General features: G+C 65.3%; 28 protein-coding genes and 1 tRNA gene. 17 read left to right on the top strand and 12 right to left on the bottom strand.

Annotated features, from left to right (window positions below):
* Window positions 1–118: 118 nt before the first annotated feature.
* From hflK to ASE00_RS11915, 3 genes are all read left to right on the top strand, one after another.
* Window positions 119–1174: an FtsH protease activity modulator HflK gene (hflK, locus tag ASE00_RS11925; protein WP_056381613.1), complete on the top strand. Its 1056-nt coding sequence runs from the start codon at window positions 119–121 to the stop codon at window positions 1172–1174.
* On the top strand, window positions 1171–2040 hold the full coding sequence (gene hflC / locus ASE00_RS11920; RefSeq protein ID WP_056380485.1) for a protease modulator HflC: 870 nt from the start codon (window positions 1171–1173) through the stop codon (window positions 2038–2040). Before hflK ends, hflC begins: the two co-directional genes overlap by 4 nt.
* Window positions 2041–2149: 109 nt before the next feature.
* Entirely contained in the window at window positions 2150–3703 is a 1554-nt protein-coding gene (locus ASE00_RS11915) for a Do family serine endopeptidase (protein ID WP_056381611.1), read from the top strand.
* Between the two features lie 40 nt (window positions 3704–3743).
* Here ASE00_RS11915 and ASE00_RS11910 read toward each other — a convergent pair whose 3' ends face one another.
* Both ASE00_RS11910 and ASE00_RS11905 read right to left on the bottom strand, forming a co-directional pair.
* Window positions 3744–4310 carry a SixA phosphatase family protein gene (locus ASE00_RS11910; RefSeq protein WP_082594646.1) on the bottom strand — a complete coding sequence of 189 codons (567 nt, stop codon included), beginning with the start codon at window positions 4308–4310 and terminating at the stop codon, window positions 3744–3746.
* Between the two features lie 85 nt (window positions 4311–4395).
* Window positions 4396–7125 carry an ATP-dependent DNA helicase gene (locus tag ASE00_RS11905; protein WP_056380484.1) on the bottom strand — a complete coding sequence of 910 codons (2730 nt, stop codon included), beginning with the start codon at window positions 7123–7125 and terminating at the stop codon, window positions 4396–4398.
* Between the two features lie 203 nt (window positions 7126–7328).
* On the opposite strand from ASE00_RS11905, the gene ASE00_RS11900 reads away from it, so the two are divergent.
* On the top strand, window positions 7329–8915 hold the full coding sequence (locus tag ASE00_RS11900; RefSeq protein WP_056380482.1) for a lysine--tRNA ligase: 1587 nt from the start codon (window positions 7329–7331) through the stop codon (window positions 8913–8915).
* Between the two features lie 177 nt (window positions 8916–9092).
* Here ASE00_RS11900 and ASE00_RS11895 read toward each other — a convergent pair whose 3' ends face one another.
* The 4 genes from ASE00_RS11895 to ASE00_RS11880 all read right to left on the bottom strand — a co-directional run bounded on the left by ASE00_RS11895 (window position 9093) and on the right by ASE00_RS11880 (window position 13294).
* A complete protein-coding gene (locus ASE00_RS11895; protein ID WP_056380480.1) occupies window positions 9093–10904 on the bottom strand; it encodes a DUF885 domain-containing protein in 1812 nt (603 codons plus the stop codon).
* Window positions 10905–11018: 114 nt separating this feature from the next.
* Window positions 11019–11495 carry an RcnB family protein gene (locus ASE00_RS11890; protein ID WP_056380478.1) on the bottom strand — a complete coding sequence of 159 codons (477 nt, stop codon included), beginning with the start codon at window positions 11493–11495 and terminating at the stop codon, window positions 11019–11021.
* Window positions 11496–11740: 245 nt separating this feature from the next.
* Window positions 11741–12625: an RcnB family protein gene (locus tag ASE00_RS11885; protein ID WP_235538642.1), complete on the bottom strand. Its 885-nt coding sequence runs from the start codon at window positions 12623–12625 to the stop codon at window positions 11741–11743.
* Window positions 12626–12733: 108 nt separating this feature from the next.
* On the bottom strand, window positions 12734–13294 hold the full coding sequence (locus tag ASE00_RS11880; protein WP_056380476.1) for a (2Fe-2S)-binding protein: 561 nt from the start codon (window positions 13292–13294) through the stop codon (window positions 12734–12736).
* Between the two features lie 207 nt (window positions 13295–13501).
* On the opposite strand from ASE00_RS11880, the gene rpsU reads away from it, so the two are divergent.
* Together rpsU and ASE00_RS11870 are read left to right on the top strand one after the other, a co-directional pair.
* Window positions 13502–13708 carry a 30S ribosomal protein S21 gene (gene rpsU / locus ASE00_RS11875; protein WP_029548939.1) on the top strand — a complete coding sequence of 69 codons (207 nt, stop codon included), beginning with the start codon at window positions 13502–13504 and terminating at the stop codon, window positions 13706–13708.
* A gap of 75 nt (window positions 13709–13783) precedes the next feature.
* Window positions 13784–14344: an FKBP-type peptidyl-prolyl cis-trans isomerase gene (locus ASE00_RS11870; RefSeq protein WP_056380474.1), complete on the top strand. Its 561-nt coding sequence runs from the start codon at window positions 13784–13786 to the stop codon at window positions 14342–14344.
* A 123-nt stretch (window positions 14345–14467) separates the two neighbouring features.
* On the opposite strand, the gene ASE00_RS11865 is transcribed toward ASE00_RS11870, so the two are convergent.
* From ASE00_RS11865 to pyrE, 5 genes are all read right to left on the bottom strand, one after another.
* A complete protein-coding gene (locus ASE00_RS11865) occupies window positions 14468–15508 on the bottom strand; it encodes an AI-2E family transporter (RefSeq protein ID WP_056380471.1) in 1041 nt (346 codons plus the stop codon).
* Window positions 15509–15512: 4 nt separating this feature from the next.
* On the bottom strand, window positions 15513–16388 hold the full coding sequence (gene lepB / locus ASE00_RS11860) for a signal peptidase I (protein WP_056380469.1): 876 nt from the start codon (window positions 16386–16388) through the stop codon (window positions 15513–15515).
* Between the two features lie 36 nt (window positions 16389–16424).
* A complete protein-coding gene (gene acpS / locus ASE00_RS11855; RefSeq protein ID WP_056380467.1) occupies window positions 16425–16826 on the bottom strand; it encodes a holo-ACP synthase in 402 nt (133 codons plus the stop codon).
* A 136-nt stretch (window positions 16827–16962) separates the two neighbouring features.
* A complete protein-coding gene (locus ASE00_RS11850; protein ID WP_056380464.1) occupies window positions 16963–17688 on the bottom strand; it encodes a pyridoxine 5'-phosphate synthase in 726 nt (241 codons plus the stop codon).
* The gene (gene pyrE / locus ASE00_RS11845) at window positions 17685–18275 is read right to left on the bottom strand and encodes an orotate phosphoribosyltransferase (protein ID WP_056380463.1); all 591 of its coding nucleotides are present in this window, start codon (window positions 18273–18275) and stop codon (window positions 17685–17687) included. The genes ASE00_RS11850 and pyrE overlap by 4 nt, the downstream gene beginning before the upstream one ends.
* 193 nt (window positions 18276–18468) lie before the next feature.
* Here pyrE and coxB point away from each other — a divergent pair, with 193 nt between their 5' ends.
* The 8 genes from coxB to ASE00_RS11810 all read left to right on the top strand — a co-directional run bounded on the left by coxB (window position 18469) and on the right by ASE00_RS11810 (window position 24882).
* On the top strand, window positions 18469–19494 hold the full coding sequence (gene coxB, locus ASE00_RS11840; RefSeq protein WP_056380461.1) for a cytochrome c oxidase subunit II: 1026 nt from the start codon (window positions 18469–18471) through the stop codon (window positions 19492–19494).
* Between the two features lie 12 nt (window positions 19495–19506).
* Window positions 19507–21195, top strand: coding sequence for a cytochrome c oxidase subunit I (gene ctaD, locus ASE00_RS11835; RefSeq protein WP_056380459.1), 1689 nt, complete (start codon window positions 19507–19509; stop codon window positions 21193–21195).
* An 82-nt stretch (window positions 21196–21277) separates the two neighbouring features.
* Complete coding sequence (locus ASE00_RS11830; RefSeq protein WP_056381605.1) at window positions 21278–22189, top strand: heme o synthase; 912 nt, start codon at window positions 21278–21280, stop codon at window positions 22187–22189.
* Window positions 22186–22314: a hypothetical protein gene (locus ASE00_RS24245; protein WP_268801354.1), complete on the top strand. Its 129-nt coding sequence runs from the start codon at window positions 22186–22188 to the stop codon at window positions 22312–22314. The genes ASE00_RS11830 and ASE00_RS24245 overlap by 4 nt, the downstream gene beginning before the upstream one ends.
* Window positions 22315–22382: 68 nt before the next feature.
* Window positions 22383–22886, top strand: a complete 504-nt coding sequence (locus ASE00_RS11825) for a cytochrome c oxidase assembly protein (protein WP_414819854.1) — start codon at window positions 22383–22385, stop codon at window positions 22884–22886.
* Window positions 22887–22919: 33 nt separating this feature from the next.
* Complete coding sequence (locus tag ASE00_RS11820) at window positions 22920–23789, top strand: cytochrome c oxidase subunit 3 (RefSeq protein ID WP_056380454.1); 870 nt, start codon at window positions 22920–22922, stop codon at window positions 23787–23789.
* A 41-nt stretch (window positions 23790–23830) separates the two neighbouring features.
* The gene (locus tag ASE00_RS11815) at window positions 23831–24256 is read left to right on the top strand and encodes a DUF983 domain-containing protein (protein WP_321164032.1); all 426 of its coding nucleotides are present in this window, start codon (window positions 23831–23833) and stop codon (window positions 24254–24256) included.
* On the top strand, window positions 24256–24882 hold the full coding sequence (locus tag ASE00_RS11810) for an SURF1 family protein (RefSeq protein WP_056380450.1): 627 nt from the start codon (window positions 24256–24258) through the stop codon (window positions 24880–24882). Before ASE00_RS11815 ends, ASE00_RS11810 begins: the two co-directional genes overlap by 1 nt.
* 55 nt (window positions 24883–24937) lie before the next feature.
* Here the strand turns inward: ASE00_RS11810 and ASE00_RS11805 are convergent.
* Window positions 24938–25027: transfer RNA gene (locus ASE00_RS11805), tRNA-Ser, on the bottom strand.
* Between the two features lie 125 nt (window positions 25028–25152).
* Here ASE00_RS11805 and hspQ point away from each other — a divergent pair.
* From hspQ to rpmA, 3 genes are all read left to right on the top strand, one after another.
* Complete coding sequence (gene hspQ, locus ASE00_RS11800; RefSeq protein WP_235538690.1) at window positions 25153–25545, top strand: heat shock protein HspQ; 393 nt, start codon at window positions 25153–25155, stop codon at window positions 25543–25545.
* 218 nt (window positions 25546–25763) lie between these two features.
* A complete protein-coding gene (gene rplU / locus ASE00_RS11795) occupies window positions 25764–26126 on the top strand; it encodes a 50S ribosomal protein L21 (protein WP_056380448.1) in 363 nt (120 codons plus the stop codon).
* Between the two features lie 27 nt (window positions 26127–26153).
* On the top strand, window positions 26154–26423 hold the full coding sequence (gene rpmA, locus ASE00_RS11790) for a 50S ribosomal protein L27 (protein ID WP_056357607.1): 270 nt from the start codon (window positions 26154–26156) through the stop codon (window positions 26421–26423).
* Window positions 26424–26526 lie beyond the last annotated feature (103 nt).

Raw genomic sequence — 26526 nt, 5'->3', positions numbered from 1 at the left:
TTATTCCTTTACCGTGGGTGAGCGATGCTTCTCTTCCCACCGTGTTTCGCGCGAAAGCGCGGGCGGGCTTTATCAAAGCCCCCTATTTTTCCGCCGATCCGCACCTATAATGACTTTCATGAACGAGAATGACAGTAGCGCGGTGACGCCGCGGCCCTTGCTCAACGAAGGCGGGCCTTGGGGTGGCGGAGGATCTGGCGGCGACGGGGGCGACGGCTCCAACCCCTGGAATCAGCCGCCGCGCGGGCGGCCCGGGCGTGGCCCGGCGGGCCGTTCGGCGCTCGACGAACTGCTGCGCCGCGGCCGCGCGCGCTTTGGCGGCCGCGACGGCCCTGAACCCGAGGCGGGCCGCATGATCCTGTGGGCGGTCGGCGGCATCCTCCTGTTGTGGGTGCTGTGGACCAGCAGTCACCGGATCGACCCGCAGGAACGCGGCGTGATCACCCGGCTCGGCTCCTATGCGGGCACGCTGGGCCCCGGCATGCGCTTCTCCTTCCCCGCGCCGATCGACCATGTCACCAAGATCGACATCGAGGAAATCCGGGTGAGGGACATCCCCGCCGGTGGCGGTAACGCCCAGAACCTGATGCTGACGGGCGATCAGAACATGATCGACCTCGCCTATTCGGTGCGCTGGAACATCCGTGACCCCGAACTCTATCTCTACGAACTGGCCGATCCGGAAGATACCGTCGGCGAGGTCGCCGAAAGCGCGATGCGCGCCGAGATCGCGCGGGTGGCACTCAACGACGCGATGGGCTCGCAGCGCAGCCAGATCGAGGGCCGCGTCCAGCAGCGGATGCAGGAGATTCTCGACAGCTACCGCGCCGGCATCACGGTGCAGGGTGTCGCGATCAAGCAGGCCGACCCGCCCACCGCAGTGGTCGAGGCATTCAAGTCGGTCTCCGCCGCGCAGCAGCAGGCCCAGGCCTATCTGAACGAGGCGCGCGCCTATGCTCAACAGCTCGGCGCCAAGGCCGAGGGCGAGGCAGCGGCGTTCGACAAGGTCTATGCCGAATATAAGCTGGCGCCCGAGGTGACCCGCCGCCGCATGTATTATGAAACGATGGAGCGCGTGTTGGCGAAGACCGACAAGACGATCGTCGAGGCCCCCAACGTCGTGCCCTATGTGCCGCTGCCCCAGCCGCCGCGTGCGCAGGGAGGCCAGCAATGAGCCTGTCCGACGAATTCGCCAGCCGCAACGTCATCGGCTGGGCGATCGCCGCGATTGCCGCGGTGGTCGTGGTCAGCAGCTCGGTCGCGGTGGTGCCGGAGACCAAGCAGGTCCTCGTCGTCCGCTTCGGCAAGCCCGAAAAGATCTACAACGCCTATAAGCCCAATGAGGATTTCGGGCAGACCGGTGCGGGCGTGCTGTTCAAGATCCCGTTCGTCGATCAGATCCGGTGGATCGACAAGCGGGTGCTCGATTTCGACATGGAGCGCCAGTCGGTGCTGTCGACCGACCAGCTGCGGCTCGAAGTCGACGCCTTCGCGCGCTATCGCATCGTCGATCCGCTGCAGATGGCGATCACCGCGGGCACCGAACGCCGGGTCAGCGAGGCGCTGCGCCCGATCCTCGGTTCGTCGCTGCGCAACGAGCTCGGCAAGCGGCCTTTCGCGGCGCTGCTCAGCCCCGAGCGCGGGCAGGTGATGGACAATATCCAGGCGCGGCTGAACCGCGTCGCCCGCCAATATGGCGCGGAGATCGTCGACGTGCGGATCAAGCGCGCCGACCTGCCCGACGGCACCCCGCTCGAATCGGCGTTCAACCGCATGCGCACCGCGCGCGAACAGGAAGCCCGCTCGATCCTGGCCGAAGGGCGCAAGCAGGCGCAGATCATCACCGCCGAGGCTGATGCCCAGGCGGCGGGGACCTATGCCGAGAGCTTCAACAAGGATCCGGATTTCTATGATTTCTACCGGGCGATGCAGTCTTACCGGATCACCTTCGGGACCGATGGGACCGAGGCATCCGGCACGTCGAACCTGATATTGTCGCCGAACAACGAATATCTGCGCGAATTCCGCGGGCGCCGATAAGCATAAGATGGAACGGGGCCGTTCAAGCGGGGTTCAGAGACCGGGGAAGAGATAAACCGCCCGGATATTCGGCTCAAGTCAGGACAGGAGTTTTAAGGAGTTGGCCAAAGTGCGTTATGCCTACGCGATCACCGCGGCCCTGCTGGTAGGCGGTACCGGCGCGACCCTCGTCATGCAGCAGCCTGTCGGCGCGCAAGTGGCGCAGAACGCGCCTGGCGCGATCAACATGGCGCCGCGCCCCGGCGCGCCGCTGAGCTTCGCCGATCTTGCGGCGAAGCTGCAGCCGGCGGTCGTCAACATCTCCACCACCCAGAAGATCCAGGTCCGCAGCGGCGGTAATGCCTTCTCGGGCACCCCGTTTGAGGAACTGTTCAAGCGCTTCGGCGGCGGCGGCACCGACGATAGCGGCCGCCCGATCACCCGCGAGGCGACCTCGCTCGGCTCGGGTTTCATCATCTCGGCAGACGGCTATGTGGTCACCAACAACCACGTCATCTCCGCCTCGCCCGAGGGCGGTACCGGCGCGGTTGTCAGCTCGATCACCGTCACTCTGCCCGACCGCAAGGAATATAAGGCGACGATCGTCGGCCGCGACCAGGCGTCGGATCTCGCGCTGCTCAAGATCGATGCGCGCAATCTGCCCTTCGTCCAGTTCGGCGATTCGACGCGCACCCGCGTCGGCGACTGGGTAGTGGCGATCGGCAATCCGTTCGGCCTCGGCGGCACCGTGACCGCGGGCATCGTTTCGGCGCTGCACCGTTCGATCGGCATCAACGGGCCCTATGATCGCTACATCCAGACCGACGCCTCTATCAATCAAGGCAATTCGGGCGGGCCGATGTTCGACCTTCAGGGCAACGTCATCGGCATCAACACCGCGATCTTCTCGCCGACCGGCGGCAATGTCGGCATCGGCTTCGCGATACCGGCTGAGGAAGCCAAGCCGATCATCGATCAGCTTCGCTCGGGCAACAAGATCAAGCGGGGCTATCTGGGTGTCGGCATCCAGCCGATGACCGAGGATATCGCCACCAGCCTGGGCCTGCCCAAGGATCGCGGCGAGATCGTCGCGCGGGTCGAGCCCGGCGAGGCGGCGGCACGCGCGGGCATCCGCCAGGGCGACGTGATCGTCAGCGTCAACGGGCAGGAAGTCACCCCCGACAACACGCTGTCCTATATCGTCGGTAAGACCCCGGTCGGCACGCGCATGCCGATCGAACTGATCCGTGACGGCCAGAAGCGCACGCTGACGGTCACGCTGGGCGAACGCCCGCCCGAGGATCAGCTGGCGAACAATGGCGATGCGGACGGCGACGACACGCCCAGCGACAATGGCGCGCAGACCGCGCCGGATCAGTCGACCCGTAACACGATCGGGCTCGGCTTCCAGACGCTAACCCCCGATCTCGCCCGCCGTCTCGGCGTGTCGCCGACGATCAAGGGCGTGGTCATCAGCTATGTCGATCCATCGAGCGACGCCGCCGCCAACGGCTTCCAGCCGCGCGACATTATCCTGCAGATCAACAATGTGCCGGTGACGACGGTGCAGGGTGCCGCGGCGGCGATCGACGCGGCGAAGAAGGCGAAACGGCCAACCGTGCTGCTCTTCGCGCAGCGCGGCAACAATCCGCCTCGCTATATCGGTGTCCAATTGCGCAACTGATGCTTGGGTCCCTCCTCGCGTCGGGCGTGGGGAGGGGCGATCAGCTCTGGTCTGGCCCCAGCGCCGGATCGAGGTCCCTCGGCCGCACGAACAGCGACAGCGTCCCGCTATTGGGACGGATGTCCTCCCAGCGATCGACCGCGAAGCTGATCTCGGCGACGCTCGCGGTCGGGAATTTCTCCTCGACCTGGTCGCGCGCCTCGTCACCCGGCTTGTCGGGCACCATCATCAGCACCAGATCCTCGAGCCCGGGATTGTGGCCAACGAGCAGCAGCGTGTCGAAGCGGTCGTCGGCTTCCTGGACGACGTCGAGCAGCGACACTGCGGAGGCGAGATAGACGCGCTTGTCCCAGGCGGGGGCGATCGTCTCCCCAGTGCCTTCGGCAAGATGCTCGATCGTCTCGACGACGCGAACGGCGGGCGAGGCGACGACATGATCGAAGCCGATATGATGTTCGCGCAAATATTCGCCAATGCGGTGGGCGGCGCGTTTACCCTTGGTGTTCAACGGCCGATCGAAATCGCGCGACACGGGGTCATCCCAACCCGATTTGGCGTGGCGCAACAACATCAGCTTCTTCACGATCAGGTGGCCCTCCTGCGGCATCGGCTTTCGTGATGCCCCAAAGATGCGACGGAAGAAAGACCATGACGACGCCCGGTCGCAATTGCAGCCATCGGATGATCCAGGATCATGGTTCGCCGGGTTCGGATATCTTCTGATCGGATTCGGCACGCGCGCGGGCGGGTCCGCTGGATGCGCCGATCCGGGCGATCGCCTCGTCGAGGGTGACGCGCAGCACCGGCACGCCGCCGGGAAAGGCGTCGAGCAGGCGCGACGGCGTCGCCGCGCCGAGCAGCACGAAATGGCCGCGGTCGTCGGCGCTGCGAATGAGTCGTCCGAACGCCTGCCGCATCCGCGCCCGTACGATGCGGTCGTCGAAGACGCTGCCGCCGCCCGCCGCCTTGCGCGCGGCGTGAAGGACCGTGGGGCGGGGCCAGGGGATTCCCTCCATCACCACGAGCCGCAGCGAGTCTCCAGGTACGTCGACGCCGTCGCGCAACGCATCGGTGCCGAGCAGCGAAGCGTGGGGATCGTCGCGGAAGATGTCGACCAGCGTGCCGGTGTCGATCGGATCGACATGCTGTGCATAGAGGGGCAGTCCGTCGCGGGCGAGCCGGTCGGCGATGCGGGCGTGGACCGCACGCAGACGCGAGATCGCGGTGAACAGGCCCAGCGTCCCGCCACCCGCTGCAGCGATCAGCCGGTGATAGGCCTGGCCGAGCTGGGCGACATCGCCGCGCTTCAAGTCGGTGACGACCAGCACCTCGGCATGGCTCGCATAGTCGAACGGGCTCGGCACCGCGACATGGCGGGGAGCGTGATCGAGATAGGGGACGCCGCTGCGGGCCTCGGCGATCGTCCAGTCCTCGCCGTCGCGCAGCGTGGCGGAGGTGACGAGCACGCCATGCGCGGGCTTGAGCACGGTTTCGGCGAGCGGGCGGGCAGGATCGAGCCAGTGACGGTGCAGGCCGATGTCGATCTCGCGCCCCTCGATCCGGTCGACCGCGAGCCAGTCGACGAAGTCGGGATCGATCGGCCCGCCGAGCCGCGCCAGCATCGATATCCAGGCCGCGATCAGCTGGCCGCGCTGGGTGAGGCCCGCAATGGCACCGTCGATCCGTGCGCGCGCCTGGCCGTCGAGCCAGTCGGGGCCGTCTTCCATCACCGCCGTCAACCGTTGCCGCAGCCGCGCCATCGGCCGGACCAGCGCTTCCAGCGCCTCGATGGCGGGTTGCGCGGCGTCGATCAGTTCGGGATCTGGCTCGCCGACATCGGTTTCGAGGCCATAGCCTGCATCGACCGCGCTGGCGCGCGCGTAGACGGTGGCCCGTGCCGCCGCGAGCAGCTTCTCCACGGGGCCGAGGGGCAGGTTTTCTCCCAGCCGGCCGAGCCAGCCGTCGGCGGGGAGCTGCGTCGCCGCCGCCGACGCGGCCTCGATCGCCAGCGCGCCCTCCTCATCATAGCTTGCGACATCGGACAGACGCGCCGACAGGCCGCGCCGCCGCCCGCGTGCCTTGGCTTCGGGGCCGATGATCCAGCGGCGCAGCTCGATCGCCTCCTGGCCGGTCAGCGCCGCCGCGAAGGTCGAGTCGGCGGCATCGAACAGATGATGGCCCTCGTCGAAGATGATCCGGCCGAGCGGATGCCCTTCATCGGCGCGGCGCTGGGCCAGGATCATCACTAGCGCATGATTGGCGATGACGATGTCGGCGCCTTCCGAGGCACGCGCCGACCGCTCGATGAAGCATTTCCGGTAATGTGGGCAGCCAGCATAGACGCATTCGCCCCGCCGGTCGGTCAGCGCCGTCGATCCCGCGCGGCGGAACAGCGTCGGCAGCCAGCCGGGCAAGTCGCCGCCGACCATGTCGCCATCGCGGCTATACATCGCCCAGCGCGCGACGAGCTGCGCCAGGATCGCGGCGCGGTTCTGGAAACCGCCTTGAAGGGCGTCTTCCAGGTTGAGCAGGCAGAGATAATTTTCGCGGCCCTTGCGGACGACGACCTTTTCGCGCCGCACCGCCGGATCGGGAAAGAGCCGCCGCGTCTCGAAATCGAGCTGGCGCTGGAGCGCCTTGGTATAGGTGGAAATCCACACCGCGCCACCCGCCCGCTCGGCCCAGAGCGAGGCGGGGGCAAGATAGCCGAGCGTCTTGCCGATACCGGTGCCCGCCTCTGCGAGGACGAGATTGGGACGGCCTTCGCCGAGCCGCGGATCGAAGGCGCGGGCATTCGAGGCGGCATAATGTTTCTGCCCCTCGCGCGCCTCGGCCTTGGCACCGGTGAGCGCCGCGAGGCGCTCCAGCGTTTCCGCCTCGCCCAGCTGGATATTGCGTGGGGGAGGGCGGCCGCCTGCCTCGTCCCATTCGGGCAGGCGCGCGAACAGGCCGCGCTCGGCCTGCGCCGGTTCGCGCAGCACATGACGAATCGGGCGGGCCCAGGGCCAGCCGAGCCGGCCGAGCGACTGCGCGCTGTTCCATGCGCCGGAGCGTTCGGCCCAGTCCTCGGGCTCAGCCATCCGCCCAAGCAGCGCCTTTGCCGCGTCGAGCAGGAAGGCGGGGGCACGCGCATCGTCGACCGGTGGGGTCAGACCCAGCGCGCGGGCGAGCCCCGCGGGGGTCGGCACCGCGAAACGCGCCGGATGGACGAAGGCGAACAGTTCGAGCAGGTCGAGCCCGGAAAATTCGGCGATCCCCAGCCGTGTTGCGGTCACCGCCGCATTGAGGGTGATCATCGGCGTCTCCGCCGCCCGCGCCGCCGCCTCGCCCCGCCCGATGCCGCGTACCTCGCCGTCGGGCGACGCGATCCAGATACCGCCATGGGTGGCGTAGAGTGCGGGGTAAGGGAGGGACGAATCCATTATCGGCAGATGTAGGTGACGGAGAACGATTTAGGAACACCCAACCTCCGCTGTCATTCCCGCGAAAGCGGGAATCCACGGTAACGGCCAGCACGAGGCTCTGCGGACCGCACGCCCATGGATTCCCGCTTTCGCGGGAATGACGAGTTGGCGGAAGGCGACGATTGTTGATTCGGACGCAGGGCGCGCTACAGGGACGCCCTATGTCCGACAGCATCACCCCTGCCGCCCTGCGCGAAGCCGCGCTCGTTTCCAAGGCCTGGCCCTATGAGGAGGCGCGCAAGCTGCTGAAACGCTATGAGAAGGGCGCGCCGGCAAAGGGGCATATCCTGTTCGAGACCGGCTATGGTCCGTCGGGGCTGCCGCACATCGGCACCTTCAACGAAGTGCTGCGCACGACGATGGTGCGCCAGGCCTATCAGGAGCTGTCGGATATCCCGACCCGGCTGATCGCGTTCAGCGACGATATGGACGGGCTGCGCAAGGTGCCCGACAATGTTCCGAACCAGGAGATGCTGCGCGCGCATCTCGGCAAGCCGCTGACCAAGATTCCCGATCCCTTCGGCAAATATGAGAGCTTCGCGCATCACAACAACGCGATGCTGCGCGAATTCCTCGACCGCTTTGGCTTCGATTACGACTTCCGCTCGTCGACCGAAGCCTATGAAGGCGGGCAGTTCGACGAGGCGCTCAAGGGCATCCTCCGCCATTATCAGGGCATCATGGACATCATGCTGCCGACGCTGCGCAAGGAGCGGCAGGCGACCTATTCGCCGGTGCTGCCGGTCAGCCCGAAGAGCGGCATCGTCCTTCAGGTTCCGGTCGAGGTCGTCGATGCCGACGCCGGCCTGATCCGCTTCGAGGATGAGGGTGAGACGATCACCCAGTCGATCCTCGGCGGCAAGGCCAAGCTCCAGTGGAAGGTCGACTGGGCGATGCGCTGGGTCGCGCTGGGCGTCGATTATGAGATGTCGGGCAAGGACCTGATCGATTCGGTCGTTCAGTCGTCGAAGATCGCACGCGAGCTCGGCGCCCGCCCGCCCGAAGGCTTCAACTATGAGATGTTCCTCGACGAGAAGGGCGAGAAGATCTCCAAGTCCAAGGGCAATGGCCTTAGCCTCGAACAATGGTTGACCTATGGCCCCGAGGAGAGCCTCGCTTTCTACGCCTATCGCGAGCCTAAGAAAGCCAAGCAGCTTCACATGGGCGTGATCCCCCGCGCGGTCGACGAATATTGGCAGTTCAAGGGTAATTATGCCGCGCAGCCGATCGAGCAGAAGCTGGGCAACCCGGTCCACCATATCCATGGCGGCAAGCTGCCGGATGGCGAACTGCCGGTGACCTTCGGGCTGCTGCTCAACCTCGTCGGGGTGATGGGCGACGCGTCAAAGGAGCAGGTCTGGGGCTATCTCGCCAATTATGTCGCTGATGCCTCGGCCGAGAAATATCCCGAACTCGACCGGCTGATCGGCCATGCGCTCGCCTATCACCGCGATTTCGTCGCGCCGACGCTCAAGCGCCGCAAGCCCGAGCCGAACGAGGCGGCGGCGCTGCGCGCGCTCGACGCCAAGCTGGCGGAAATGCCCGCCGACGCTTCGGCAGAGGATATCCAGAACGAGGTCTATGCGATCGGCAAGGATGAGGCCTATGGCTTCGCGTCGCTGCGCGACTGGTTCAAAGCGCTGTACGAAACCCTGCTCGGCGCCGAGCAGGGGCCGCGCATGGGCAGCTTCATCGCGCTCTACGGCATCGCCAACAGCCGCAAGCTGATCGCTGAAGCTCTCGCCTGAATTTTTGCTCTAAGGGGAAACCCTTAAGCCGGACGCGGCGTTTCGCATCCGGTCCATCCCCTTTCGGACTGGCATGCGCGGCGACGCGCATTGTCGGCCGCGCCGTTGCGTATCATGCGGCGCGGCCACCTGGCTTCTCAGATCCTCCCCATCTTTCGGACAGGGAGGATCGGCTGGCTATTTCGCCGCCTTGACCCATGCGTCGATCTTGGCTTCCAGCACGGTCATCGGCAGTGCGCCGGTGTCGAGGACCTGGGCGTGGAAGGCGCGGGGGTCGAACCGGCTGCCGAGCGCCTTCTGCGCTGCCGCCTTCTCCTTGAGGATGGTCAGCGCGCCGATCTTGTAGGCAAGCGCCTGGCCCGGAATGGCGATGTAGCGTTCGACTTCGGCGGTGGCGTCGGCGCGGCCGATGTTGGAATGGCTCAGCATATAGTCGAGCGCCTGGTCGCGGCTCCAGCCTTTGGCGTGGATGCCCGTGTCGACCACCAGCCGCATCGCGCGAAGCATCTCGTCGGAGAGGCCGCCGAAGCGCTGATAGGGATCGGTCTCCATGCCCAGATCCTTCCACAGCGTCTCGGCATAGAGCGCCCAGCCTTCGACGAAGGCGGTGTTGCCGCCGAAGCGCATGAAAGCGGGCAGCGCTTCGTTTTCCTGCGCAAGGCTGATCTGGAAATGATGCCCCGGGACCGCCTCGTGGAGGTAGAGCGTCTCCATCCCCGGCGTCGTCCGCGATTTCAGATCATAGGTGTTGTAGTAGAAGGTGCCCGGCCGCGATCCGTCGGGGGTGCCCTGCTGATAGCTGCCGCCCGCCTCGGTCTTTTCTCGATAGGATTCGACCGCCTTGATCTCGAGCGGGCTCTTCGGGATCAGCGAGAATTGCTCGCGGACGCGCGCGTCGACACGCTTGCCGATCCGGAAATATTCGTCGCGCATCCATGCCGCGCTGGCCGGCTGGAATTTGGGGTCGTCGCGCAGATAGACGAAGAAGTCGGCGAGCGTGCCGCTGAAGCCGACCTGCTGCTTGATTGCATCCATCTCGGCGGTGATCCTCGCCACCTCGTTCAGGCCCAGCTGATGCACGTCCTCGGCCTTCAGCGGCAGCGTCGTGTTCGATTCGATCAGATAGGCGTAGAGCTTGTCGCCGCCCTTGAGGCCCACCAGCCCGACGCTGTCGCGCGCGACGGGCAGATATTCGGTCTTCAGAAAATCGCGCAGCCGGGTGAGCGCGGGGACGATGCCGTCGCGGATCGCCGCCGTCGTCTCGGCGCGCAGCCGGGACTGGTCGGCTGCGGGAATCGCGGCGGGGAAGCTCTTCACCGGACCGTAGAAGGTGGAACCCTCGACGCCTTGGGCGATCTGCAGATTGAGCTGGTCGATCATGTTGTTGACCACCAGCTTGGGCTCGACCACGCCCGATTTCATGCCCTCGCGGAAGCGGGCGATCCAGCGGTCGATCATCACGACATAGTCGCGGTGCCGCTTCAGATTATTCTCATAGTCGGCGACCGTCTTGAACGGCGCAGCGCCCTCACCCGAAGCAAAGCCGGGATAGCTGTTGTGGAAACCCGAGAAGTGATCGACCGGCTGAACCGCGGTGATCGCCAGCAATTCGGGCGATAGCCCTTTCAGCGCCAGCTGGGTCTGCCATTTGAAGACGTTATAGGCGATCTGATTGGTGGCGCTCAGCTTGTTGCGGTCGATCTTCTTAAGCGCGGCAAGGTCGGCTTCGCCCGCGGCGCGCTCCTCCGCATAATAAGCGTCGGTAACATAGTCGCCCAGCCGGTCGGCATAGCGCAGATCTCCGCGATAGATGGCGTTGAGCGGGTTGCGGCGCAGCGAGGCCTCGTCGCTGTCATGGAAGATTTTGATCAGCGCGGCGTCCATGGCGGACGGCTGGACCGTCGAAGCGACGGTGGCGGGCGCGGCGGAGAGCGGGCCGATCGCCAGCAGCGCGGCGGCGGTGGCGAGCATAAGGGAAGTGCGGGTCATGTCGGGAGGCATCCTGAAAAGGTGAATGCCCCTGTGCTATGCCTCTAACACAGCACATGCAAGGAGCCCCGGCGTCCGGGGGGCAGGACGCCGGGGCTGCAATGCTCTCCTGTCTTACCAGAAGAAGCCGTTGTGCACTTCAAGCACGCGACCGGTGCGGATATTCACCAGCACCGCGTCGTTTCCGTAACGGACCCAGCGATTATAGCCGGTCGGCCGCGGCAGGCGGTAGCGATAGGGGTCGCTGATCACATAGCGCGCGCTGTAATAATGCGGCTGGAAGCGATAGCCGATGGTCACCGGACGATAGACATAGCCGCGCGGGCCGACATAGGCCGGGCGACGATAGACGTCGCGATGGGCCTTGCGATAGTCGCGCCAGTCGTCGCGGGCCTCGTGACGGGCGTCGCGCAGGTCGCGCCGCGCTTCGCGAACGTCGCGGCGGTCGCCATACATTTGCGCCTCACGCAGGTCGCGGCGTTCCTCGCGGACCTCGCGCTGGCTCTGGCGCGCCTCACCCAGCGACTGGGCCTGGGCAATCGACGGGGCCGCAACGGCGGCCATCAACGACAGGATGATCGGTGTACGCATTGGGTAACTCCTTTCACTCTTCGAATCTCATGGTGGCGGCCTGAATGATTCCGGCGTCCACTGGTTCCTGATTCGCACAGCGCGCATGAACCCTGCGGGAATGCGATCGTCAGCGAAATGAAAGCTTTTCCGCGGAAATTCGGTCGAAAATTTTCTTTTCCAGATGTGGCCGCGCGCACTGAAACGAAAGGCCCGGCGGCATCGCTGCCGCCGGGCCCCTCGGCCACTCTCCTTGCCGATCCCGTTTAGAGGAAGAAGGAGTAGATGATGTCGATGATCTCGCCGTCGCGGGTGTCGACCAGTACCACATCGTCGAAATAGCGGACCCAGCGATAGGGGCCGTAGGCCGGCGGCAGGCGATAATAGAAGGGATCGTTGATCCAGTAGCTGGAGCTGTAAAAGAACGGATCGAAGCGATAGCCCGGCGACCAGCGGCGATAGCTGTAGCCATAACGGGCTTGGTAGCGCGGCAGGCGGTAAATGTGCCGGTTATGGTTGCGATAGTCCTGCCAGCTATAGCGCCGGTCGTTGCGCCAGTTGCGATCCCAGCGATCATTATCGCGGCGATCCCAGTCGCGCCCGTTCCAGTCGCGGCGGTCGCTGGTCCAGCGGCGGTTGCCGTCGGCGCGGCCATTGCCGTCGCGGTCCCAGCGCTGTTCGCGGTCGCTGCGGTTCACGGTACGGTCGCCATCACGATTACGGTCCCAGCGGCGGTCGTCGCCCCGGCCATCGGCCCGGTCGCGATTCCAGTCGCCACGCTGGCGACCGGCGTCGGCGGCGCGGTTCGAATCGTCGCGGTTGCGCTGCCAGTCGCGGCGGCCCTGGTCATCGCCGCGGTTACGGTCGGCCGTCTGCCACTGGCGGCGGCTTTCGCCAGTGTCCGCAGCCCGGGGCATGGGGGCGGGACGCTCGACGGCGCGCTGGGCTTCACGCCCTTCGGCGATCGCGGCACGCGCATCGCCATTGACCTGCGCGCCGCGGTTGGCACCGCCGCGCTCCTGGCCGCCGCGCTGAAAGGTGAACTGACGGTCGCCGCGATCGCGCCCGCGTTCCTGGGCCTGCGCCACGACCGGTGACACCATCACCGCTCCGAGCAGCAGGCCGACCATCATCCTCGAAGGGTTACGCATCGGAATACTCTCCAACGGGAGGCGTGCTGCCACCCTTGCCTTCTATCTGCGCCCTGCCAACTGAGCCGATGCTGAACCCCATCGTCAGCATATTGAAAGAATAGAGACTCAATCGCCGGGCTGTGAATCGCCCGTTCCCGGCGCGAGGGCGGGGATCGCGCGTGCGGCGTCGGCCGGATCGATGCCAGGCGGCGGCGCGGCGGCGATCGTCTCGGTCCCCGCCATCACACGGCTGGCCCGGCGGATCGCCCGGCGAATCCGCGGATAGGTGCCGCAGCGGCAGATATTGGTCATCGCCGCGTCGATCTCGGCATCGCTCGGGCTGCTGTTCTTGCCGAGCAGCGCTGCCGCCGCCATGATCATTCCCGACTGGCAATAACCGCATTGGGGCAGGTTCTCCGCCACCCAAGCCTGCTGCAAGGCGTGGCTGCGGTCGCGGGACAACGCTTCGATGGTGGTGACGAAGCTGCCCTCGATCGCGCCGATCGGCACCTGGCACGAGCGGACCGGCTGGCCATCGACATGGACCGTACACGCCCCGCACAGCCCAGCGCCGCAGCCATATTTGGTGCCAGTCAGATTCGATGCGTCGCGTAGCGCCCATAGTAGCGGCGTCGCTGCGTCCATCTTGTAATGGATGGGCTGGCCATTGACGGTGAACCGGGTCATGGCCCGTTATACCGGGAAGCGTGAATCCGCACAGCGCAAAAAACGCCGCCTTTCGCTTGAAGAATCACAGGGCTGCTGGTAGGGGCGGCGCTTCACGGCGCGGATCGCTTTCCGCGACGACACGCTTTTTTGCGTTGAAGCTGGAGACACCGTCGGATCGGCGGCGTGGCTGGCTCGCTCCGCAAGTGATTGGAGAATTTGGTTTTTATGCAGATCATCGTTCGCGACAACAATGTCGATCAGGCCCTCCGCGCGCTCAAGAAGAAGCTGCAGCGTGAAGGTGTCTATCGCGAAATGAAGCTGCGCCGTCATTATGAGAAGCCGTCGGAAAAGCGCGCCCGCGAGCGCGCCGCCGCGATCCGCCGCGCCCGCAAGCTCGAGCGCAAGCGCATGGAGCGCGACGGCGTCCGGTAAATAACAGGGCTAACCCGGCGCCCGAATCCACCGGGCGGCGGTTTTATAATCATTGCCAGAGAGAGCGAGCCGCCCATGTCCGAAGTGACCGCCGTCCCCCTTCGTCCGATCGCGAAGGGTTCGTTGGTGAAGCTTTGGGTAGGGGTAGCAGCGGCAATCGCCATCGGTCTCGGCGCGGCCTATCTGGGCACCGCCGGACAGGTGGCGATGGCGATGTCACCCGACGAGTTCCTGGCCGCGAACGCCAAGGACGGCGGCGTCGTCCAAACCCCCTCGGGGCTTCAGTACAAGGTGCTGCGCGAGGGTAATGGGCCGAAGCCCGGCCCCGCCGATATCGTGCTGGTCAACTATGACGGCAAACTGCTGAGCGGCGAGACCTTCGATTCGACGAAGACGGACGGCAAGCCGCGGGCGATGCCGATCGGCGGGACGATCCCTGGCTGGACCGAGGGGCTTCAGCTGATGAGCAAGGGCTCGAAATACCGTTTCTGGATGCCACCGGCCCTCGCTTATGGCGAGCATGGCGCAGGCAATGGCGTCATCCCGCCAAATGCGGTGATCACCTTCGACGTCGAATTGCTGGAGATCGCGCCCGCCCCGATGGGCGGCATGCCCGGCGGCCATGGCGGGATGTAGATCCGCCGCGGGCCGGAACAGATAGGAGAGAATGGGGTCGCAGCGATGCGGCCCCATTTTGTTTGGCCCGTTGTTGCCGGGAGGGCGTGGCCTCTAGACCGTCCTGCAGGTCGCGGGTTCGGCCTACTCCGCCGGGCGCTTCGCGCGTTCCTCCAGGAAGACCTTGATCATCGCGACGATCGGATCGGCGAGCGCCAGGCCGACGATGCCGAACAGCGTTCCGAACAACAGCTGCGCGCCGAGAATGAGCGCCGGCGCGAGGTCGACCGATTTGCGCGCCACCCAAGGGACGATGATGTTGCCGTCGATCACCTGCACCACAACATAGATGATGATCGCCCAGATGCCGGTGTCGACCCCCGCCGAGAAACCGACGAGGATAATCAATATCCCCGAGATGATGGAGCCGATATTGGGCAGGAAGGCGAGCAGGCCGGTGAGCAGGCCGAGCAGCGCCGCCATCGGCACACCGGCCAGCGACAACGCGATGCCGGTGCCGAAGCCCTCGACCGCCATGCCGATCAGCCGGCCGAACATCAGCCGCCGCATCGTATAGCCCATCCGCTCTGAGGTGGCGTAGAAGTCGGCGCGGCGCTCGATCGGCAGCAGCCAGGCGAAGCCGCGCTCGTAGAGGCGCGGTTCGGCGGCGATGAACAGGCCGAGGACGATGATCATCGCGATGCTCGACACCGCGCCAAGCGCGCTGCCGACCCAACTGGTCAGCCGGTCGAACGATCCCATCAGCTCATTGGCGACCGCCTGGCCGCCATTGGTCTTTGGAACCAGGCCGCGCGCTGTCGCCCAGTCGAAGACTCGCGTCAGCTGGGTCTCAACGACGGTGCGAAGCGCCTCGAATTGCCCGGCGATCTGCGATCCGGCGAAATAGACGGTCCAGCCCAGGAATGCGACGACGCCGAGGCAGGTGATCAGCAACCGCCAGCCGCGTCCGATCGGCAGGATGCGGCCGAGCAGGCGGGTGCCGCCATCGAGCATCGCGGCCAAGACGAGCGCGGCGACCACCAGCAACAGCGGCTCGATGAGCAGCACCAGCAGCGCGAGAGCGGCGGCGAGACCGAGCCAGATCGCGGCCTTGTGCAGTTCGAGGACCGTCGCTTGCGAACGGCTGTCGGACGGGCCGGGCTGCTCCGGCTTGCGGCCCGCCATCGGCTCAGCGGTCCTCGCGGTCGGGGTGCAGGCTGGTGCCCGCGCGTCCGCCGCGCAGCGCCTCGAACCAGCTCAGCGGGTTCCAAAGCTTGGTGGTGCCGTCGAGCGAGAAGGTGATGAACTCCGCGCGGCCGCCGAGATTCTCGAACGGGATCGGGCCGCCCAGGCCGTTGCGGTCGGCGGGCACGCGGCTGTCGGCGGACTGGTCGCGATTGTCGCCCATCACCCAGACATGGTCGGCGGGGATAGTAATCGCCGGCACGTCGTCGATCTCGGGCAGATAGCCCAGGTCGATCGTGTCGTAGCTGCGGCCATTGGGCAGCGTTTCGCGGAAGCGGGGAAGCGCGCAGTAGAGCTTGCCGTCGGGTCCGGTGATCCGGAAACGTGCGACGTCATATTGATCGCATGGGACGTTGGCGTCGACCGGGATCATCGCGGGCGAGACGGGCACGCGCTTGACGGGCACGCCGTTCAGCACGATCACGCCGCCGCGCACTTCCAAGCGGTCGCCGGGCAGGCCGATGACGCGCTTGATGAAGTCGGTGTCCGCCTGCGGCGGCTTGAGGATGACGATGTCGCCACGTTCGGGCAGGCGGCCCAGCAGCCGGCCATGGATGAACGGCAGGATATGGAAGCTGGGCGACACATAGGACCAGCCGTAGGGATATTTGGTCACCACCAGCCGATCGCCGGTGATGAGCGTGGGCATCATCGATTCGGACGGGATGTAGAAGGGCTTGGCGATGAAGCTGTGGAAGCCGAGCACCGCCAGGATCAGCCAGAAGATGCCGCGGGCCTCTGCCCACCAATCGGTCCCCTTTTTTACGGGCGCGGCCGGCGTTTCGGCCGGAGCGGCGGGCAACTCGCTTGCATTGTCCATATTGTCACTCGGCTGATCGCTCACGCGATCCTCTCCTTACAGCGGACGCGCATACAGGATCACGAACGCCTGCGCCCAGGGATGATCGTCCGTCATCGTAAGATGTACCTCGACGGCGTGGCCCGGCGGCGTCAGCGCGTCAAGCCTTGCCTTGGCCCCGCCGGTCAAAACCAGCGTCGGCGCCCCGCTGGGCAGATTGGCCACGCCGATATCCCGCATGAAGACGCCCGCCTTGAAGCCGGTGCCGACCGCTTTGGAATAAGCCTCCTTGGCGGCGAATCGTTTGGCATAGGTGCCGGCACGGGTGAACGGCCGGCGCTCGGCCTTGGCGCGCTCGACATCGGTGAATACGCGGTTGAGGAAGCGATCACCAAAGCGATCGAGCGAATTCTGGATCCGCTCTATATTACAGAGGTCGGAGCCGATCCCGATGATCATTTTTCAATCCTCCCCGGCACGGCGAGGGGGAACGCGAAACGGTGGAGGGGGATCGAGATTTCGCACAGGCGGCTGTGGGGAGACAGCCCCCCTCCACCATGCTGCGCATGGTCCCCCTCCCCGTGCCGGGGAGGCTTCACCGCGCCTCGTCCATCAGCGCGCGCATGCGGCGGACGACCGGGCCCAGCCCTTCGAAGATCGCCTCGCCGATCAGAAAGTGGCCGATGTTGAGCTCGGCGATCTGGGGAATCGCGGCGATCGGGATGACATTGTCGAAGGTCAGGCCATGGCCTGCATGCGGTTCGATACCGTTTTTGGCGGCGAGCGCGGCGGCGTCGGCGATGCGGCGCAGTTCGGCGGCCTGGGCTTCCCCCTCGGCATGGGCGTAGCGGCCGGTGTGGAACTCGACCACCGGCGCGCCCAGCGACACCGCCGCTTCGATCTGGCGCGGGTCGGGCTCGATGAACAGGCTCACGCGAATTCCCGCATCGGCGAGCCGCGCGATCAGCGGCTTCAGGTGATTGTGCTGGCCTGCAGCGTTGAGCCCGCCTTCGGTGGTGACCTCCTCGCGCCGTTCGGGGACGATGCAGGCCGCGTGCGGCCGGTGCTTGAGCGCGATCGCGACCATTTCCTCGGTGGCGGCCATCTCCATGTTCACCGGCAGTTCGACCGCACCGATCAACCGGCCGATATCGTCGTCGATGATGTGGCGGCGGTCCTCGCGCAGATGCGCGGTGATCCCATCGGCGCCGGCCTCGCTCGCGATCACCGCTGCGCGGATCGGGTCGGGATATAGCCCGCCGCGCGCGTTGCGAATCGTCGCGACGTGATCGATGTTCACCCCGAGGCGGAGCGCGTTCATGCGTCTACTTTCGCCCGGCTGCCCGGCTTCACCGCGGGAATCGCCGCCAACTCGGGGGGGAGGGCATCTGCGGCATAGGTCGGCACCTCGAGCCGGATCAGCGGATAGAAGGGGACACCCAGGTCGGCGGCGCCGTTCGACCGGTCGACCAGCGACGCGGCGGCGATGACCTGCCCCCCCGCTTCCTCAACTGCCTTGATCGCTTCGCGCGAGGACAGGCCGGTGGTGACGACGTCCTCCATCAGCAGCACCTTCTGGCCCGGTTCCAGCCGGAAGCCGCGGCGCAGGCCGAACACGCCCTCCGGCCGTTCGACGAACATCGCGTCGAGGCCGAGCGCGCGGCCCATCTCATGCCCCGCGATCACGCCGCCCATTGCCGGAGAGACGACGGCGCCGAGCTGAATCTTGATCTTGTCAGGAATTTTGAGCGCAAGCGCCTCGGCGAGCCGGGCGGCCCGCGCGGGGTTCATCAGCACGCGGGCGCATTGCAGGTAACGGGGGCTGCGCAACCCCGACGAGAGGATGAAATGGCCTTCGAGCAGCGCTTCCGCATCCCGAAATTCGGCCAGCACCTCTTCATCCGTCATCGTTCGTTTCCCGCTTTCCCGCTGCCGCTTTGCAGCATCGGCCCAGATAGGCGCATGAGATAATCGCTTCAACCGCTTGCATTCGTCGCCAAGCGGTGCTTGAGGCACAGCGAAGCCACGCCTATAAGGCGCTCGATTTCGTAGGGCCCGACATCAGGCAGGCGCGGATCCAACCGCGCTTCACGGGGGTAAGATGAAGACGTTGAAGACATTGATGATGGCGCTTTCGCTGGCTGCCGTACCGCTGGCAGTTCAGGCTCAGGAGGCTGCTCCGGCTCCGGCAACCGCCGAAGCTTCCGCCCCCGCGGCGGCGGCGCCTGCCGCGCCTGCATTTGAGCACCGCGCCCCGGAGGCCGATATCGGCCAGCCGATTCCCGGCGGCTTCAAGATCCAGCCGCAGGTCACCCAGATCGGTGAGGACGCGCAGTGGTTCCATAACTCGCTGCTGATGCCGATCATCACGATCATCTCGATTTTCGTTCTGCTCCTGCTGGCCTATGCGGTGATTCGTTTCCGCGCCAAGGCCAACCCGGTCCCCTCGAAGACCTCGCACAACACCCTGATCGAGATCATCTGGACGCTCGTCCCGGTGCTCATCCTGCTGGTGATCGCGGTGCCCTCGATCCGGCTGCTCGCGCATCAATATGCCCAGCCGAAGCCCGATCTCACCATCAAGGTGATCGGCAACCAGTGGTACTGGACCTATCAATATCCGGATAACGGCGATTTTGAACTGGTTTCAAACATGCTGCCCGAGGCCGAGGCCAAGAAGCGTGGCGAGCCCCGCCTGCTCGGCGTCGACGAGCGCGTCGTCGTTCCGGTCAATTCGGTGGTCAAGGTGATCGTCACCTCGAACGACGTCATCCACAGCTGGGCGGTCCCCGCCTTCTGGACGAAGATGGACGCCGTTCCAGGCCGCCTGAACGAAACCTGGTTCAAGGCCGATCGCGAAGGCCTTTATTATGGCCAGTGTTCGGAACTGTGCGGTGCCCGCCATGGCTTCATGCCGATCGCGGTCGAGGTCGTCTCGAAGGAAAAGTTCGCCGAATGGGTCCATTCGAAGGGCGGCAAGATGCCGGGTGAGGCCGCGGCTGCCGCGCCTGCTCCGGCTGCGGCCCCTGCCGCTGCGACGGCGGCGCCTGCCGCTGACGCTCCGGTTCCCGGCACTGCGGCGCCCGCCGCGCCCACCACGTCCCAGCCTGCGACCGCGCAGAACTAAGGCCAGAGACAGATGACCGACACCACCGCATCTCCCGCGCATTTCGAGGCGCATGACGCTCATGGTCACCATGACGCCGATCACAAGCCTGCCTTCTTCGCGCGCTGGTTCATGTCCACCAACCACAAGGACATCGGCACGCTCTACCTGATCTTCGCGATCATCGCGGGCATCATCGGCGGCGCGATCTCCGGCCTGATGCGCGCAGAACTCGCGCACCCGGGCATCCAGTATCTGCAGACCTGGACGGTGTTGATGGGCGGTTCGCCCGACTTCGACACCGCGCTCCACATGTGGAACGTGCTGATCACCGCGCACGGCCTGATCATGGTGTTCTTCATGGTCATGCCCGCGATCATCGGCGGCTTCGGCAACTGGTTCGTCCCGATCATGATCGGCGCGCCGGACATGGCCTTCCCGCGGATGAACAACATCTCCTTCTGGCTGCTCATCCCGGCCTTTGCGCTGCTGCTCGGCTCGACCTTCTTCTCCGGCGGCACCGGCAACGGCGCGGGCACCGGCTGGACGGTCTACGCCCCGCTGTCGACCAGCGGCTCGGCCGGCGCGTCGGTGGACATGGCGATCCTGTCGCTCCACCTCGCGGGCGCCTCGTCGATCCTCGGCGCGGTCAACTTCATCACCACCATCTTCAACATGCGCGCGCCGGGCATGACCCTGCACAAGATGCCGCTGTTCGTCTGGTCGGTGCTGGTCACCGCCTTCCTGCTGCTGCTGGCGCTCCCGGTGCTTGCCGCCGCGATCACGATGCTGCTTACCGACCGCAACTTCGGCACGACCTTCTATGATGCGTCTGGCGGCGGCGATCCGGTGCTCTACCAGCATCTCTTCTGGTTCTTCGGTCACCCCGAAGTGTACATCATGATCCTGCCCGGCTTCGGCATCATCAGCCAGATCGTGTCGACCTTCTCGAAAAAGCCGGTGTTCGGCTATCTCGGCATGGCCTACGCCATGGTCGCGATCGGCGTCGTCGGCTTCGTCGTGTGGGCGCACCACATGTTCACCACCGGCATGTCGGTCGACACCAAGATGTACTTCACTGCCGCGACGATGGTCATCGCGGTTCCGACCGGCATCAAGATCTTCTCGTGGATCGCGACGATGTGGGGTGGCTCGATGAGCTTCAAGACGCCGATGCTCTGGGCGATCGGCTTCATCTTCCTGTTCACGGTCGGCGGTGTCACCGGCGTCGTCCTCGCGAACGGCGGCGTCGACAACTATATGCACGACACCTATTATGTCGTCGCACACTTCCACTATGTGCTGTCGCTCGGCGCGGTCTTCTCGCTGTTCGCGGCCTTCTATTACTGGTTCGGCAAGATGACCGGCCGGATGTACAACGAGTTCCTGGGCCAGGTGCACTTCTGGCTGTTCTTCATTGGCGTGAACGTCCTGTTCTTCCCGATGCATTTCCTGGGCCTCGACGGCATGCCGCGCCGTATCCCGGACTATCCGGACGCCTTCGCCAAGTGGAACCTGCTGGCCAGCCATGGCTATGAGCTGATGGCCTTCAGCATGATCTTCTTCTTCATCAACGTCTTCTGGTCGATGTTCGCCGGCAAGAAGGCGGAGGGCAATTACTGGGGAGAAGGCGCGACCACGCTGGAGTGGACGCTGTCGAGCCCGCCCCCGTACCACCAGTTCGAGCAGCTGCCGCACATCGGCGACGACCACGCGCACTGATCGAACGGTAGACGCATCCGGGCCGCCGCTTCGACAGCGATGTCTGAGCGGCGGTTCCGTTGGCGAATGCGATTGAGAGATGATGGCGAGTAGAGCTTACCCCGTTGCAACCGCGGCCACGGCCGAGTGGCGCGACTTCGTCGCGCTGACCAAGCCGCGCGTGCTGACCCTGGTCGTGTTCACCGGCCTGTGCGGGCTGCTCGCCGCGCCGGTCGCGATCAACCCGGTGCTGGGCTTCACTGCGATCCTGTGCATCGCGCTGGGCGCGGGCGCGGCAGGTGCGCTGAACCAATGGTATGAAGCCGATCTCGACGCGATGATGACGCGCACCGCGAACCGGCCGCTGCCCGCCGGGCGGATGGACCGCCAGACGGCATTGCACTTCGGCGTCGGTCTCGGCGCCTTCTCGGTGATCCTGATGGGACTGGCGGTCAACCTGCTCTCCGCAGCGATCCTTGCCCTCTCGATCCTCTTCTATGTCGTCGTCTACACGATCTGGCTGAAGCGCCGGACGCCGCAGAACATCGTCATTGGCGGTGCGGCCGGGGCTTTTCCCGCGCTGATCGGCTGGGCGGCGGCGACGGGCCGGGTCGAGACGCTGCCGGTCCTGCTGTTCGCGCTGGTCTTCCTGTGGACGCCGCCGCACTTTTGGGCGCTCGCGCTGTTCATCAACTCGGACTATGCGCGCGCTGGCGTGCCGATGCTTCCGGCGGTCGCGGGCCAGCGCGCCACCCGTATCCAGATCATGCTCTACACCGTGCCGATGGCCGCCGCTGCGGTCGCGCCCTGGGCGATGGGCCTGACCGGCGCGCTCTATGGGATCGGCGCGAGCCTGCTGTCGGGCGTCTTCCTGCTGCTGGCGCTGCGCGTCGGCTTCAGCCGCGAGCGCGAGCAGGCGAAGATGAAGCCTGAGCGGCGTCTCTTCGCTTTCTCGATCCTCTATCTCTTCCTCATCTTCGGCATACTCGTCGCCGACAGGCTGGTGCTGGCATGACATTCACCCCCGACGAACAGGCTGAGATCCGCCGCCGCCAGAAGTCCCGCGCGGTGGTCACCGCGCTGGTGCTTGGTGCGCTCGTCATCCTCTTCTACGCGATCTCGATCGCCAAGATGCTGTGACCACTGCCTTCTTCCCCAAGGACCGCAATCTGCGGGTCGGGCTGATCGCCGTGCTGATCGCGTTGGCGATGCTGGCGCTCGGCTTCGCCGCCGTGCCTCTCTACCGGATGTTCTGCCAGGTCACCGGATTCGGCGGCACGACAATGCGTAGCGCCACCGGCATCGCCCCTGGCGAAGTCGCCGGCAAGATCGTCAATGTCCGCTTCGACGCCAATGTCTCGCCGGCGCTGCCTTGGCGCTTTGCCGCGGAAAAGACCGTCGCGCGGGTCGCGATCGGAGCGCGGCAGATGGCCTTCTTCACCGCGACCAACCTGTCCGATCACCCGATCACCGGGACCGCAGCCTTCAACGTCACGCCCGAGCAGGCCGGACCGTTCTTCACCAAGATCCAGTGTTTCTGCTTTACCAGCCAGACGCTGAAGCCCGGCGAGACGGTCCGCATGCCGGTAATCTATTATGTCGATCCCGCCATCCTCAACGACAAGGATGCACGGCAGCTCAACGAAATAACCCTGTCCTACACCTTCTTCCCCGACAAATCCGCTGTGGATTCCGGACGGGCGGGCGGTTAAGGGACGTTTCATCAGACCATCAGGGGCACGAAAATGGCCGGAGCCAAGAGCCACGATTATCATATCCTACCGCCGAGCATCTGGCCGCTGATCGGCTCGATGTCGGCGCTGACCATGGCGTCGGGCGGCATCATGTGGATGCATAAGGCGGCCTTCGGCGGCTATGTGTTCTTCGCCGGCCTGATCGGCGTGCTGTTCACGATGTTCAGCTGGTGGTCGGACGTGATCCGCGAGGCGCATGCCGGTGATCATACCCCGGTCGTGCAGCTGCACCTGCGCTACGGCATGATCCTGTTCATCGCGTCGGAAGTGATGTTCTTCGTCGGCTGGTTCTGGGCCTGGTTCGATTTCTCGCTCTTCCCGGTCGCACTGGAATATAAGGAAGGCGTAACCTCGCTGATCGAGGGCCCGAACAGCATCACCCACGCCGCGGGCGTGTGGCCGCCCAAGGGCCTCGAGGTCATCGACGCCTTCCACTTCCCGCTGCTCAACACGCTGATCCTGCTGTGCTCGGGCACGACTGTGACCTGGGCGCACCACGCCCTGATCCACGGCGATCGTGACGGCCTGAAGAAGGGTCTGTGGCTGACGATCATTCTGGGTGCGCTGTTCACCTCGATCCAGGCTTATGAGTACATGCACGCGCCGTTCGGCTTCAAAGGACTGAACTATTCGGCAGCCTTCTACATGGCGACCGGCTTTCACGGCTTCCACGTATTGATCGGCACGATCTTCCTGATCGTCTGCCTGGTCCGGGCTTATCGGGGCGACTTCACCCCGAAGCAGCATTTCGGCTTCGAGGCGGCTGCCTGGTACTGGCATTTCGTCGACGTCGTATGGCTGTTCCTGTTCGTCGTCGTCTATGTCTGGGGCGGCTGGGGCGCGCCGGTTCACGGCGGCTGATCCGGGCCGATCGCAAGAAATGACGGGGGCGCGGCGGCAGGATATACTGTCGCCGCGCCCTTTCTTTTGACCGGAGCAGATCGATACCCGAGACCCCCGCACCAACGCCGCCCGCGCCGCTCGATGCGGCCATCCGCGGCCTCTGCCCCCGTTGCGGGGCGCCAGGGCTGTTCGCGACCTTCCTGCGCTTCGCCGACATCTGCCCGGCATGCGGCCTCGATTATCGCGGATTCAACGTCGGTGACGGCGCGGCGGCGTTCCTGATCATGATCGTTGGCGGGCTGGTCAGTCTGCTCGCGATCATCGTGGAACTCACCTACGCGCCGCCATTCTGGCTCCACCTGCTGCTCTGGGCGCCGCTGACCCTCATCCTCACCATCGGGCTGCTGCGCATAGCCAAGGGGCTGCTGCTCGCGCTCGAATATAGGAATGCTGCCCGTGAGGGACGCATCCGGATGCCCGATTGATGCGCCGTCTTCCCTTCATCCCGACGCTGATCGTCGGAGCTGCAGTGGCCGCGATGATCGCGCTAGGGATCTGGCAGCTGCGCCGTGCGGAATGGAAGGAATCGCTCCTCGCCAGCTATCGCGCCAATGCCGGTGAGGCCGCGCTCTACGGGCTGCCCCCGGCTGATTCGACCGACAAGGTCGCCTTTCGCCGCGCGCATATCCTGTGCCGGATAACCACCGCACCGACCTTGCTCGGCGGCATGGACCGACGCGGCCGGACCGGCTTCCGCAACATCGTCGGCTGCGCGCTGATCGACGGGCGGCTGATCATGGTGGACCTCGGCTGGCGCGCGATCGACGCGAAACCCGACCTGCCGGCACCCGGCCAGCGAATCGAAGCGGGCGGGCGGCTCATTCCCGACGATGTGCTGGCAAAGCGCGTGCTGGGCGACGCGAAGGGGGGGACGCCGCTATTGCTGGTTCTCGAAGGCGCGGCGCCCGGCCTGTCGCCGAGCGTACCGCCTTCTATCGAAACCATTCCCAACAACCACCGCGGTTATGCCGGGCAGTGGTTCCTCTTCGCGGGCGTGGCGCTGGTCATATATGTGCTCGCGCTGCTGCGGCGGCGGCGCGAAGCGGCCTGACGAAACCTGTCCCATTCACCGGAAGGGGTGACCCCGCAGATCGCGAGAAGCCTCATGGCGGAGAGGGTGGGATTCGAACCCACGGTACCCTTGCGGGCACAACGGTTTTCGAGACCGCCCCGATCGACCACTCCGGCACCTCTCCGCAGAGGAGCGAGCAAGAGGCCGTGGAGCCGCTTGCCAGTCGATAGGGGCGGGGCATTAGACGAAGGATCGGCGCTTGCCAAGCACCTGCTTGCAAGTCGGCGATACTTCCCTACATTGATCGATGTGATCGAAAAGAATGTTTCCATTCCCGCCGTCACCGGCGCTCCCCATCAGGGAATCATCTCCCCGCCCGTCAGCCACGCTCGCTTCGCGATTGGCGATGTCGTGCGGCACCGGTTGTTCGAGTTCCGGGGGGTGATCTTTGATGTCGATCCGGTCTTTGCGAACAGCGAGGAATGGTATGAGGCGATTCCCGAGGACATTCGTCCTGCAAAGGACCAGCCCTTCTATCATCTCTTCGCCGAGAACAGCGAAAGCAATTACATCGCCTATGTCAGCCAGCAGAACCTGGTCCATGACGACAGCGACGAGATGATCGACCATCCGGCGATCGCCGGGCTGTTCGACAGCTATGCCGACGGCCGCTACCGGCTCCGGCGTGAGCATCGCCATTAAGCGGCGAATCATCGGCCGTGTGTTTAGCCTGATCGGGCGAATATCGCGCGCCCGATATTGCGGTGTTCCGCCGGAATGACGGAATTGTTGCGGTTTGGCGGCCCCATGATGGTTGACTTTCCGGCGCTCTCCCTTTAGCGGACCGCTTTCCCGCGCAGGGGTTCATGGCTGTGAGCCATTGCCTTTGCGCTAACAGATTTGAAGAAGTGATGAGGGCCATGTTCGCTATCGTGCGCACGGGCGGCAAGCAGTATCGCGTTGCCGCAGGAGACAAGATCGTCGTCGAGAAGATCGAGGGCGATGCAGGTGCAACCGTGTCGCTGGGCGATGTCCTGCTGGCCGGCGAAGGCGCTGAGCTCAAGGACGTGAAGGGTCTGACCGTGTCGGCCGAGATCGTCGCACAGGCGAAGGGCGAGAAGGTCATCGTCTTCAAGAAGCGCCGCCGCCACAATTATCGTCGCCGCAACGGCCACCGTCAGCAGCACACGATCCTGAAGATCCTGTCGATTGGCGGCGAAGCCAAGGCGAAGAAGGCACCGGCGAAGGCCAAGGCGGAAGCGCCTGCGGCTGCCGAAGCCTGATCGAAGAGCCAAACGGAGTAGTTTGAGATGGCACATAAGAAAGCAGGCGGCTCTTCGCGCAACGGTCGTGACTCGGCCGGCCGCCGCCTTGGCGTCAAGAAGTTCGGTGGCGAAGTCGTGATCGGCGGGAACATCATCATCCGCCAGCGCGGCACCAAGGTTTATCCGGGCCGCAATGTCGGCATTGGCAAGGACCACACCCTGTTCGCGCTCACCGAAGGCCGCGTCGCTTTTCACAGCGGCAAGCTCGGCCGGAAATATGTGAGCGTCGACGCGCTGGCCGAAGCGGCCGAGTAACGGACGAGCCCATATTCGGGTCGTCCAGAGGGCGACCCGAGGATCCGTCAAGGCGGATCGCGAGGGGAGACGGTAGCACCGGCTCCCTTTTTCGTGTCTCCCT

Origin of the sequence: Sphingomonas sp. Root710, assembly GCF_001429065.1 — a bacterium.
Lineage (GTDB): Bacteria > Pseudomonadota > Alphaproteobacteria > Sphingomonadales > Sphingomonadaceae > Rhizorhabdus.
The sequence above is the reverse complement of the archived record's forward strand: the minus strand, read 5'-3'. Positions and strand labels throughout refer to the sequence as shown.